Annotated in this window: 8 protein-coding genes; 3 read left to right on the forward strand and 5 right to left on the reverse strand. The window is 63.2% G+C overall.

Annotated elements, in window-relative coordinates:
* Positions 1–3: 3 nt before the first annotated feature.
* The 5 genes from V0U35_RS05380 to V0U35_RS05400 form a co-directional block, all read right to left on the reverse strand.
* The gene (locus tag V0U35_RS05380; RefSeq protein ID WP_330195646.1) at positions 4–453 is read right to left on the reverse strand and encodes a GNAT family N-acetyltransferase; all 450 of its coding nucleotides are present in this window, start codon (positions 451–453) and stop codon (positions 4–6) included.
* A 37-nt stretch (positions 454–490) separates the two neighbouring features.
* Complete coding sequence (locus V0U35_RS05385; protein ID WP_330195647.1) at positions 491–2,218, reverse strand: TPR end-of-group domain-containing protein; 1,728 nt, start codon at positions 2,216–2,218, stop codon at positions 491–493.
* 201 nt (positions 2,219–2,419) lie between these two features.
* A complete protein-coding gene (gene rpoD, locus V0U35_RS05390) occupies positions 2,420–4,498 on the reverse strand; it encodes an RNA polymerase sigma factor RpoD (RefSeq protein WP_330195648.1) in 2,079 nt (692 codons plus the stop codon).
* Between the two features lie 68 nt (positions 4,499–4,566).
* A complete protein-coding gene (gene dnaG, locus V0U35_RS05395; protein WP_330195649.1) occupies positions 4,567–6,384 on the reverse strand; it encodes a DNA primase in 1,818 nt (605 codons plus the stop codon).
* 67 nt (positions 6,385–6,451) lie between these two features.
* The gene (locus V0U35_RS05400; protein ID WP_330195650.1) at positions 6,452–6,919 is read right to left on the reverse strand and encodes a GatB/YqeY domain-containing protein; all 468 of its coding nucleotides are present in this window, start codon (positions 6,917–6,919) and stop codon (positions 6,452–6,454) included.
* 177 nt (positions 6,920–7,096) lie between these two features.
* Between V0U35_RS05400 and carA the strand changes: the two genes are divergently transcribed.
* From carA to V0U35_RS05415, 3 genes are all read left to right on the forward strand, one after another.
* A complete protein-coding gene (carA, locus tag V0U35_RS05405) occupies positions 7,097–8,284 on the forward strand; it encodes a glutamine-hydrolyzing carbamoyl-phosphate synthase small subunit (protein ID WP_330195651.1) in 1,188 nt (395 codons plus the stop codon).
* Complete coding sequence (locus tag V0U35_RS05410; RefSeq protein WP_330195652.1) at positions 8,281–9,906, forward strand: phytanoyl-CoA dioxygenase family protein; 1,626 nt, start codon at positions 8,281–8,283, stop codon at positions 9,904–9,906. Before carA ends, V0U35_RS05410 begins: the two co-directional genes overlap by 4 nt.
* A 113-nt stretch (positions 9,907–10,019) precedes the next feature.
* A complete protein-coding gene (locus V0U35_RS05415) occupies positions 10,020–11,486 on the forward strand; it encodes a peptide ABC transporter substrate-binding protein (RefSeq protein WP_330195653.1) in 1,467 nt (488 codons plus the stop codon).
* Positions 11,487–11,544: the final 58 nt, after the last annotated feature.

Here is an 11,544-nt window from a genome sequence, read left to right on the forward strand (position 1 = left end):
GAACTAGAGCCCATTCAATTCCCAGCGGCGAACGGGTTTGGCCGAGCCACCCGAGCTTTCATAAAGGCCCTCGGCGGCATCGGTTTCCGAGCTGGTCCACATCATGAAGGTCGCCGGGCTCTCACGAACATCTTCCACAACGCCCTCGAACAGGGCACGGCCCGCCCCCTCGCCGCGCCCGGCCTTGCCAACGCAGACTTCCGCGAGCCAGGCCCCGGCCCCGCCATGACCGCTGTCATAGAAGGCGTGCCAGACGGCATAGCCGATGGCTTCGCCACCCTTTTCCGCCACGAGAACGTGAAAACTCGTGTCGTGAAAGAAGAGCGTGGCGCGGATATTTTCCGGTGTGCAGTGCTCGGTGGAATCGCCAACAACCTCGTTCAGCTCACGCGACAAGCGGGCGATGGCGGCAGCGTCCTTCGGACGCGCGGCGCGGATGGTGAGATCTGTCATGGAGTCTCCTTACAGTCGGCGGCTCTACCAAATTCGGCTACCGAATTGAAACCGCCAAATCCGTGTCGCCGGCCCGCCGATCGAATCGGGTAGGCCTGCCACCGTGCAGGACAATTTCGGATATGGCTTCAAGTGCCGGATCTCGACCATTGGCGTAAGCGTCAAATGTCATGACCACAGGAAGGTCGGGCGCAATCCAGGGCCGGTCGTCTGTTGGACCGGCATCCTGCCAATAGCGGTTTGATATTGAAAGGATCAAGCCGCTGTATGGCAGCATGACCTCTGCTTCTTCTCCCGTGAAATTGGGACTGGATGAAGACGGTTCCCCGACAAATACGGCGTTGGTCATCGCTTCGATCCGGTTGACGCAATTCTGGGCTGCTGAAAACGTCTCATGACGCGTGATCACCCAGACACGATTGCCCGGCTCGGCAAGTTCAAAACGAACAAGTTGGCGGACGAGCGACCGGCAAAGATGGTTATTGCCGCCGTTGTTCAGGCGAAGATCGATCACCAATTCGCCCGTTCCTGATGCCAGCGCCTCGTCGACCGAGCGGACCGTGAATTCAGAGAACGATTCTGTGGCATCATTTCTCATATTGTTGATCTGCGCATAGTAGATTCCGCGTTCCAACAGGACCTCCCCGCCATAGAGACGGTCAACCGTTTGCAGGAAATGCGGGACTTCCGTCTGGCCGGGCATCGGACGTAGCTTGCGTTCAAAATCGTAAAACGGCCCCGCCTGAAGAGTGCGCTCCCGGGTTTCGCCGGTGGGCAGTTCAACAGCGACGCGCACCACTCCCTGTTCTGCACTGCCGATGGCCTGATGAAGACTCAGGAAACGGAAACCGAAATGGGCACCGAGAAACTTCCAGCTTTCGGCGTTGTCGCGGTGGATATAGGTACGGGCGCGTTCGATAAACTCTTCTATCGGAATGCCGCCAAATGCCGTGACACGGCCGCCGATCAGATCCGTCCCGTCACCTGTTGCTGCAGTTACGTAAATGTCATCGGAAAACGTCCGGAAAACCAGGGGCAATGCGCGCGATTCCGGTGAAATCGGATTGACCGCATGCTCTCCAACCTGCCCGGTGGCATAAGTATGTCCGTCCCCGAGCATGACCAGCAGGCGTTGGATTTCCATGAATACTTCGTCGTCGGACAGGTCGGCTATGCGTCCTTCAAGCAACTGGACTGCGTCCAGAAAATTGGGCGTGTCGGCTGGCCGGTCAGGCGAAGCGTGCAATCTCCTGGCTTCGGAAACCAGGAAATCGAGGTCGTTTGACCACCTCTGCAGCCTATCCTCAATGGGACCGCTGGCCAGACCGGCGATGGCCCGGAATTCCGGGTCGTCCCTCAGGCTCGCAAACGCATCGTCATTGAAGATTGCGAAACGGGCCGCAAGACCCGCATCCACAGCGAGGCGAAGCGAGGCGATTGCGGCCTCGTCATTGCCACTACGCAAATAGGCTTCCGCCATTCGATAGTGTGTACGGGCCGGATTGCGAACGCCCAAAGACAATGCCCGGTCATAGGCCGCTATCGCGTCGGGCCATTGTTCCAAAGCTGTCGCCAGTCTTGCCTGCTGCTCCCATTGGTCCGGGTTCAGACCATATGCGGCGTTGAGCGCGTGAAGGCGGGTATATGCCTCGTGTAATTCGCCAGCCTCGATCAGACTCTCGACACTCTGCTGGGAGCGATAATAGGCGGCACCGTCAACGCCCTGGGTCAACGTCAGGACGAGGGCAGGAACCAGACCGATCATGAGTATATACTCCGGCTTGCTGAACGGTCCCTGAGCCGATCTAGACTCAAAACCGGCATAGAAACAAGACTGGTAAATTCAACAAGATGCGTCGCCAGCCTGGCAATGCAGAGCCGTCCGGCACGCTGGTTCAGCCCCGAGCTTCTGTTCAGCCCCGCGCCTCCCAAGCCACTGCGACATGGGTCCGACCAAGCGGATGCCCTAGTTGTCCAGGAAGCTCCGCAGCTTGCGGCTCCGGCTCGGGTGTTTGAGCTTCCTGAGGGCTTTCGCCTCGATCTGGCGGATCCGTTCACGGGTCACCGAGAATTGCTGGCCGACCTCTTCAAGCGTGTGATCGGTATTCATGCCGATACCGAAGCGCATGCGCAGCACGCGTTCCTCACGCGGTGTGAGCGAGGCGAGCACGCGCGTGGTCGTCTCCCGCAAATTGGCGTGGATCGCCGCGTCGATCGGCAGGACGGCATTCTTGTCCTCGATGAAATCACCGAGATGGCTGTCTTCCTCGTCGCCAATGGGCGTTTCGAGGCTGATCGGCTCCTTGGCGATCTTCATCACTTTGCGCACTTTCTCGAGCGGCATGGCGAGCTTTTCGGCGAGCTCCTCCGGCGTCGGCTCGCGGCCGATCTCGTGGAGGACCTGGCGCGAAGTGCGCACGATCTTGTTGATCGTCTCGATCATGTGGACCGGGATGCGGATTGTCCGGGCCTGGTCGGCGATGGAACGGGTAATGGCCTGGCGGATCCACCACGTCGCATAGGTCGAGAATTTGTAGCCACGGCGGTATTCGAACTTATCGACCGCCTTCATCAGGCCGATATTGCCTTCCTGGATCAGGTCGAGGAATTGCAGGCCGCGATTGGTGTATTTCTTGGCGATGGAGATAACGAGGCGGAGGTTGGCCTCGACCATTTCCTTCTTGGCAATGCGCGCCTCGCGCTCGCCCTTCTGTACGGTACGCACAATGCGGCGGAAATCGTCAATCGGCACGCCGGAACGTTGCGCCAGGTCGCCGATATGGCTGCGGATGACGTCGGCCTCGGCCTGCTCACGGTCGACAAAGCGGTCCCAGGCCTTGGACTTGCCTTTCAGGCCGGCAAACCAGTCCGGGTCCATCTCGTTGCCGAAATAGGCCTGCATGAATTCGGTGCGCGGCACGCCGTGCGCGTCAGCCATGCGCAACAGCTTGCCCTCGAGCGCCATCAATTCCTTGTTGATGGCGTAGAGCTGCTCGACCAGCGCCTCGATCCGTGCGTTGTTCAGGTGCAGGCTGTTCAGTTCGGTGACGATGGCCGTTTGCAGGCCCTCGTAATTTTCACGGTCCTTGTTGGACAGGTCCTTGCCGGCGATGCGGGCATTGACCAGCTTGTCCTGGAGCTTACGGAACGTATTGAAATCGTTGGCGATCGCGTCGAGCGTCTGCATGACCTCTTCGCGCAGCTCGGCTTCCATCGCGGAGATGGAGAGATTGACGCCCTCGTCGTCGTCCTCGTCCTCGTCCTCGCTCTCGCCGTCTTCCTTCTCGGTGTCCTCGCCGTCGCCGTCTTCGTCGTCTTCCTCGTCCTTGGACGGGGCTTTCGCGCCGGGCTTGCCGCCGCCGGGCTGCTGGTCGGGGCGTCCGCCTTCGGAATAGTCAGGCTGCGGGTTCTTGCCGCCATAGGTCGCGTCGAGGTCGATAATGTCGCGCAGGAGGACCTTGCCCTCGGCCAGCTCCTCGCGCCAGACCATGATGGCCTCGAAGGTGAGCGGGCTTTCGCAGAGGCCGCGGATCATCGCGTTGCGGCCAGCCTCGATACGCTTGGCGATGGCGATCTCGCCCTCGCGCGAGAGCAGTTCGACCGTGCCCATTTCACGCAGATACATGCGGACCGGGTCGTCGGTGCGGTCCGCAGAGGCCGGCGTGTTCTGGCCGGCAACAGCAGTACCGGCCTTGCCGGTTACGGCCTTGGACTTGCCGTCGTCCTCATCGTCATCGGAATCATCGTCGTCATCGGAGTCGCTGGAGGCCTTGGCCTTTTCGCCACTATCATCGTCATCGTCGGCATCTTCGGCCTCGATGACATTGACGCCCATTTCCGACAGCTTGGCGAGCACGTCCTCGATCTGTTCGGACGTGTACTCGTCCTCGGGCAGGACCTTGATGATCTCGTCATGGGTGATGTAGCCGCGCTTTTTCGCGGCCTTGATCATCGTTTTGACGTCCTTGTCAGTCAGGTCGAGGATCGGTCCGTCCTGCGGAGTCTCGTCGCCGCCCGTTCCCGCTGCCGTCGTCGTTTTGGTCATTCGTTCAAAATCCCGATCGGCGCGCGTTTCAAGCACGCCTTCCAATTCCGCTTCTGCCAGGCTGATGTTCAGGTTTCGCCGCCGCGCGCTCCGGTCCGCCTCTGCGCTTCGACCAGCCGCCGCAAACCGTCTGAATCACCCCGACCAATTTCCTCTTGCAGCCGCGTGCGCAATTCGCTGCGCTTCGCCCGCAAACCCGACCGTTCCATATAGGTGTCCGCCAGCCGCGTCCAAGCCCTGTCGCGCAGCGCGCGGGAGGCTTCCACGCCTCCCAATGCCGCGCGCATGGGGCCGAGATCGCTCCCCAGACGCCGCAAAACTTCCGTATGCCCCCGATTCATGAGCGCGGCGCGCAAGCCACCCTCATCTGCAACTTCGCCAGAAGAGCAGGCGTCTAGAACGGCGTCACGTAGCGAGTCAAGCGCGCCGAAACCCATCGAGGCCAGCGTCTCGGCGTGATCTTCGGCGATCTCGGGATACTCGATGGCCGCAAGCAGCAGAAGCCGCGCGGGTGCCGGGGCCGTACCGCCACTGGCGGCCCGTTTCAGTTCACCGGTCGGACCGGGGACCGCATCGCGCTTTTTCCAGCCGCCTGACCGGCGTGCACCACCGAACATGGCCTCCAGCCGGGCATCGAAATCGCGCTTGTATTCCTCGCGAACATCCGGATTGGCAATGCGTGACAGAAGCGCGCGCAACCGCCGCCGGAAGCCGGCGCGCCGGTCGGGATCGTCCAGGGGTTCAAGTTCGGCCTCACGGTCCCAGAGCAGCTGTGAAAGCGGCCGCGTGTCGGACGCGGCCTTGCGCAGTGCGCCCGCCCCCTCCTCACGCAACAGATCGTCCGGGTCCTTGCCTTCAGGCAGGAAGATGAAGCGTAGCGACCGGCCGGGTTCCAGCATCGGCAAGGCGCGGTCGGCGGCCGTACCTGCGGCACGGCGTCCGGCGCTGTCGCCGTCAAAGCACAGGACCGGTTCGGCCCCGGCCCGCCAGAGCAGTGTCAGCTGGTCCTCGGTCAGCGCCGTGCCCAGTGGTGCGACGGCGTGATCCAGCCCGGCCCGGGCAAAGGCAATGGCGTCGAGATAGCCTTCCGCCACGATCAGGCCGCGCGCGCCGGAGGTCGGATCGGCGGCAGCCTTTCGTGCTTCCGGATAGCGGTAGAGCGTCGAGCCCTTATGGAAGATCGGCGTCTCGGGGGAGTTGAGATACTTCGCCCGGGCATTCTTGTTCATCGCCCGCCCGCCGAAGGCGACAAGCCGCCCGCGCGGGTCGCGGATCGGGAACATGATGCGGCCCCGGAACCGGTCATAGGGCGCACCGCCATCGTCCGGCGCTATCAGAAGCCCCGTTTCAATGAGGTCGCCCGGACTGGCCCCTGAGGCGATGAGTTCATCCTTCAACGCGGCCCGGCTGTCAGGCGCATAGCCGATGCCGAACCGCCGCCAGTCATCCGGCGACAGACCACGGCTCTCGAGATAGCGCCGGGCATCCGTCCCGCTGCGGGCGCGCAGGGATTGCTCGAAAAAGGCCTGGGCGGCCTCCATCCACTCGATCAGGGACTTGCCGCGCTCGGCTTTCCGCGCCGCGTCCGGGTCGCCTTTCGGCAGCGCAAGCCCCGCCTCACCGGCCAGGCGTTCGGCGGCCTCCATGAAGGACAGGCCTTCGATCTTCATCAGCCAGTCGAAGGCATCCCCATGCTCGCCGGAGGCAAAGCAATGGTAGAATTTCTTCTCGTCATTGACGAAGAAGGACGGCGTCTTCTCTTTCTTGAAGGGCGACAGGCCGGCGAACTCGCGGCCCTGACGCTTCAGGGCGACCTTGCGCCCGATCAGGTCGGACAACCGGATCCGGGCGCGTATCTCGTCCTTGAAGTCATCGCTCAATCGCATGTCGCAAACGCTTCCGCCGCAGGCCTGACGCGCCAGCCTAATCGCTGGCGCGCGCCTGCGCCATGCGTCAGGCCACGTCGGAGAGGAGTGTTTTCACTTTCGCGCCGGCCTTGGAGAAGTCCATGCGGCCCGTGTAGCGCTCCTTAAGCGTCCCCATGCACTTGCCCATATCCTTCAGGCCGGAGGCGTTGAGTTCCTCGACCACCGATTTCGCGGCGCGTTCGATTTCGGCCTCTTCCATCGGCTGGGGGAGGTATTCGCGCACGATTTCGGCTTCCTCGCGCTCGCGCTCGGCGAGATCGAGACGGCCGGCGGACTCGTAGGTATCCGCGCTTTCGTCGCGTTGCTTGGCCAGCTTTTGCAGGATGGCCATGATTTCGCTTTCCTCGCAGCCCGTGCAGCGGTCTTCCGCGCGCGCGGCAATATCGCGGTCCTTGATGGCCGCAGAGATCAGCCGCAGGGTCGACACGCGCAGAGCATCCTTGCTCTTCATCGCGGCCTTCGTGTCGGCGAGGATTCGTTCCCGAATTGACATTGCAGTTTCAACCATTTTCCGGCAAGCGCATCTGCCAGCGCTCAAGCCATTGATTTTGTGTGATTTCTCAACGCGTCCCGTTTCTTGACGCTAACCACGGCGTTGCATAACGTCCCGGCGAATTCGAGCAGGCCTGATATAAGCCGATCCGCCCCGAATTCCAAGGAGCGCGCAGATATGACGGTATCGCCTGAAAAGCAAGCCCCCACCGCCAAGCCGACCGGGGTGATCGTCCTGGCCGATGGCAGCACATTTTTCGGAACCGGAGCCGGTGCCGCTGGCGAAGCGGTTGGAGAGCTCTGTTTCAACACGGCGATGACCGGGCACCAGGAAATCCTGGCGGACCCGTCCTATGCCGGTCAGATCGTCTGCTTCACCTTCCCTCATGTGGGCAATGTCGGCGCGAATATCCAGGACGAGGAATCAGCCAGCGAACCGGCCCGCAAGGCCGCCGTCGGCATGGTTTCGCGCGCCGTCATCACCGCGCCGGCCAACTGGCGCGCGGAAGAGAGTTTCGACAGCTGGCTTGCCGGACGCGGGATCATCGCCGTCACCGGTATCGACACGCGCGCCCTGACCCGCCGCATTCGCGAACAGGGCATGCCGATGGCCGTCACCGCACACGCGCCTGATGGTGAATTCGATCTCGATGCCCTGCGCAAGCTCGCCGCCGAAGCACCGGCCATGGAAGGCCGCGAACTGGCCGCGGCGGTTGCCCAGACCGGCAATAGCGATTGGGCCGAAAGCGCCTGGGACTGGCCGAACGGCTTCGACAAGGGCCCGTCGGACGGGCCGCGCGTCGTGGTGCTGGACTATGGCGTGAAGGCCAACATCCTGCGCCGCCTTGCCGCGGCGGGCGCGCGGGTCAGCGTCGCACCGGGCAAGGCCAGCGCGGACGATATTCTTGCCATGAAGCCCGACGGTGTCGTGGTCTCGAACGGTCCGGGCGACCCGGCCGCGACCGGTGGCTATGCGCTGGCGACATTGCGCGGCCTTATCGAGGCGGGCGTACCGATGCTCGGCATCTGCCTCGGCCACCAGATGCTGGCGCTGGCGCTGGGCGCGAAGACGCTGAAAATGGCCCAGGGCCATCACGGAGCGAACCACCCGGTGAAGAACCACGAGACCGGCCAGGTCGAGATCGTGTCGATGAACCACGGGTTTGCAGTCGATGCGGACACCCTGCCAGCCGACGCGGTGGAGACCCATGTTTCGCTGTTTGACGGAACCAATTGCGGCTTCCGGCTGAAGGACCGGCCGGTGACTGCTGTCCAGCACCACCCCGAGGCCAGCCCGGGCCCGCAGGACAGTTTCAACGTCTTTGAACGCTTCGTGGACTCACTGAAGACCCGGCAGGCTGCATGAGCGCGGACGCCCGGATCTGCCCTGCCTGCGGCGGCACGTTCGAGGTCTTCTTCGAACCTTTCAGTGTCCCGATCAACCAGACCGTTTCGGTCGAGCGGTGTGCCGCCTGCGGCCTTGCGGAACGTCAACCGGGCGTCGCCTTCGATTTCACCGATCTCGACCGCGAACATTACATGGACGACTGGAAGTCACTCGACCTGTCCAGTCTCAGCTTCAAGTACGAGCGGGTCATGGAAGCGGCCCGCGATCTGTCGCCCTGGATCGTCAAGGACGGCCCGTGGGGACGCAGCATTCTCGATGTCGGCTGCGGTGCGGGCTATTTCCTCATGCACTGCCGCGCTCATGGCTGGGGGATTCGCGGCGTCGACAAGTGGGGCGATCTCGCCGACTGGGGCCGCAAATACCTGAAGGTCGATATTGAACCGGCCACGATCGAAAACTCGGTCGTCGAGGAGAACGCCTTCGAGGCGGTGACCGCATTTGACGTGATCAGCTTTGCCGATGACCCGGTAGCCTTCCTCAAGGCCTGCCGTGGCCGTCTGAAACCCGGTGGCCTCCTGGCGATCACAACACCAAATTTTGATGCCCAGGAGCGCAAGGACCAGGGCGCGGCCTGGGACAAGCTCGGCGCGAATGTCCGGCGCTGGTTCTTCACCCCGGAAAGCCTCGAGACCGCCGCGAAAGCAGCTGGCTTCGGTGCGATGCGGACGCGGCTGGCTGGCGGCACACATCAGGACGAGGAACTCTTCCTCTTCGCGCAGAACCCGTTTAAGGCGTCGATCAGCTGGACCGACATCGCCGAGGACGCCCCCAGCGACAACATGCTGCCCCCGCTCGACCGCCGCGATGTCAACGAGACGGCGCTGTCCGATGCCCAGCGGCACTGGCGCGAGAACGGCTATCTGATCCTGCGCGATTTCATCCCGCACGACGTCATCGACCGCTATTGCAAGGTGCGCGAACGGCTCCAGGCCCCCGGCGGCTGGGACGACGAGACACCCTATATGGAGGTCAAGGAAATCCGCGACCTCTGCCTCTACGGACCGCTGGCCGAAACGCTGGAAGCCCTGATCGGCGAGCCGATGGTGATGAACCTCAACCTCACCGGCTGGCGCACCACGCAGCGCGACTGGCATCAGGACGATTACCTGAATCCCGACGAAGTGCGCGGGCGCTATGTCGCGTGCTGGTTCGCGCTCGACACGATCGGACCGGAAACCGGACCGTTCCAGTTCGTGCCCGGCTCGCACAAATGGCCGCACATCAAGAAAAGCAAAATCCTCAATTTCGTGCCCGAGGAAGTTCGCCAGACCCGCGCCTGGCCGATCCATTCCGAACGCGTGCTGACACCGTTCTTCGAGGAAATGATCGACGCCAATGATCTTGAAAAGGTCGAGTTCACTGCGGAAAAGGGCGACGTGCTGATCTGGCATGCCCGGCTTCTTCACCGCGGCACGGTCGCGAAAAAGCCCAATGCCGTGCGCAAGGCGATCATCACCCACTACACCGCGCTGGGCGCGATGAGTGCCTATGGCCCGGTGGAGCGCTGGGACACGGGCGGGCTCTACTTCGTTGAACCGTCCAAGCGCGAGCCTGATCCCGAACGCGAGGTGAAGGTCTGAACGCCGGCGCGCTCCGGATCGACCGCCGCGCACTTCTGCTCGGCGGCCTCTCGCTCGCCGGTCTGACGGCCTGCTCGCCCCAGCGGCGCGACGACAGCGAACCGATCCTGCGCGTGGCGATTGCCGGCCTGCCGGATTCACTTGACCCAGCCATTGGTCAGCTCGCGGCCTCGGCCCTTGTCTACAAGCAGATCCATGGGCCCCTCACCGATTATGGCCGCGATGGCGGGCTCGCGCCGGGCCTCGCGGAAAGCTGGGAAGCGAGCCCGGACGCAAGGACATGGACCTTCCGCCTGCGCGAGGGCTTGCTCTGGTCGGACGAAACGCCGCTCACGGCCGAAGACGTCGTGTGGTCGGCGCGCCGGATCGTCGATCCGGCGTCGACCTTTGCGGCCATTGGCGACTTCTATGCGGTCAGAAATGCCCCGGAAATCCTGCGCGGCGAAGCCGGTCCCGAGACAATGGGCGTGCGGGCCATTGACGACCGCAGGGTCGAATTCCAACTGACCGCGCCGCTCGGCTACTTTCCGCTTCTGATGCGCGAATTCTATCCCTTTCCACGACATGTCATCGAGGCGCATGGCGGGGCGTGGGTGGACCCAGAGCATTTCGTCGGCTGCGGCCCCTTCACATTGACCGAGACTGGTCCGCTGTCGCTGCGCCTCGCCCGCAATCCGCGCGCCTGGAACCCGGCGCGGATCGAAACCGTCCATATCGAGGCGGTGGAGGATGCGGCGACGCGCGCGCGGCTCTTCCGTGCCGGGGACTACGACATCGCCGAAGCGCCGCTGGCGACCCAGATCGCCATGCTGACGGAACGCCTGCCCTATCAGGTCCTCCCGTACGAAGCCCCGAAACTCACCTATCTCAAGGTCAATATGGGCCGGGCGTTGACCGGCAATGCGGATTTCCGCCGTGCACTGGACCTCGCCATCGACCGGAATTTTCTGGCCGAGAGCCTTCTGGCTGGCACGGCCACACCCACGCGCCACATCATTCCGGGTCTGTTTTACGAGGACGGCTCGGTCCGCGATAACCGGCTGGCCGCCCGCCAGCTCCTGGTCAATGCGGGCCTGACCGGAGCGAATGCTCCGCGTATCCAGCTGCGCTGCCTGCCGGGGGAGCGGGAACGCCTCGCCATCGCCATTGCCGACGACTGGAGCCAGATTGGCATCGATGTGGAGATTTTCGCCACACCGCCCGCCGATCTCTATCCGGCCATTGATGGCGGGGACTATGACGTTGCGCTCGCCCATTTTGACCGCGGGCTCAAATCCGATCCCGACTTCATGATCGAACCCTTCACGCCGGGCGGCTTTGCCGACAACACGTTCTGGTTTGGCCAGCCGGGCGAGGCCGACGATGAGTTCGCGCGGCTAATTGGAGAGGCCCGCGCGACCGTCGATGCTGACTTGCGCACCCAGGCCTACCGGGCGGCGGAACGGGTGATCCTGGAAGCCCGACCAGTCATTCCGTTCCTTCGTGAGCGGGCCTTCTGGCTGGTCGCCGAACGCGTCACCGGCCTCAGCGCCGAAATCCAGCCGGTGCTGTGGCGGGGGTTCCAGCTTGAGGGCAGCTAAGACGCTCGCCATCGCGGCGAATCCGGTCTAGGAACGTCGCCTAGCACAACAACCGAAG

Source organism: Hyphobacterium marinum, assembly GCF_036330325.1.
Taxonomy (GTDB): domain Bacteria; phylum Pseudomonadota; class Alphaproteobacteria; order Caulobacterales; family Maricaulaceae; genus Hyphobacterium; species Hyphobacterium marinum.